This window comes from Mesorhizobium sp. M1A.F.Ca.IN.020.04.1.1, assembly GCF_003997315.1.
GTDB lineage: Bacteria > Pseudomonadota > Alphaproteobacteria > Rhizobiales > Rhizobiaceae > Mesorhizobium.
The window spans coordinates 1-585 of sequence record NZ_RZSN01000421.1; the positions used below are offsets into that span (position 1 = coordinate 1).

At 63.1% G+C, this 585-nt stretch carries 1 protein-coding gene; it reads right to left on the reverse strand.

The window, feature by feature from the left end:
* Window positions 1–585 (reverse strand): beta-ketoacyl synthase N-terminal-like domain-containing protein (locus tag EOA49_RS32330; protein ID WP_281058476.1); only part of this gene is annotated, 585 nt, incomplete at both ends.

Consider the following 585-nt stretch of genomic DNA (forward strand, 5'->3'; position numbering starts at 1 on the left):
CGACGCCGGCGATCTCGGCAAGAATTGTGGCACCACGCCTCGTGGCATGCTCGTAGCTTTCCAGCACGGCCATGCCCGCACCCTCGCCCAGCACCAGGCCCTTCCTATCGGCGGAGAAGGGCCGGCAGGTATCGGGTGAAAGCACGCGCATTGCTTCCCATGCTTTCAGCACGCCCCATGCGAAGGGTGCGTCGCTGCCCCCGGAAACCATTACGTCGGCCCGGCCCAGCTTGATCTGATCCACCGCCGAGGCGATCGCATGGTTGGCCGAGGCACATGCGGAGGTCACCCCGAACACCGGCCCGCGCAAGCCGAGGCGCAAGCTAAGATGGACGGAAGCGGCGCTGGGCATCACCTTTACTCCAGTGAAGAGTTCAGCACGGATTGCGCTACCCAAAAGCAGTGAGCGGTAAGTTTGTTCTGTTGCGTATGAACCGGTAAATCCAACGCCCACTGTCGCGCCGAAGCGATGGGCATTCCCTTCGTCGCAGGAAAGTCCGGCCTGCCGCATGGCTTCGCGCGCTGCAAGCACGGCGAGCAAGCTGAAGCGGTCCATGGAGACGAGCTGCTTGCGATCGATGTCGT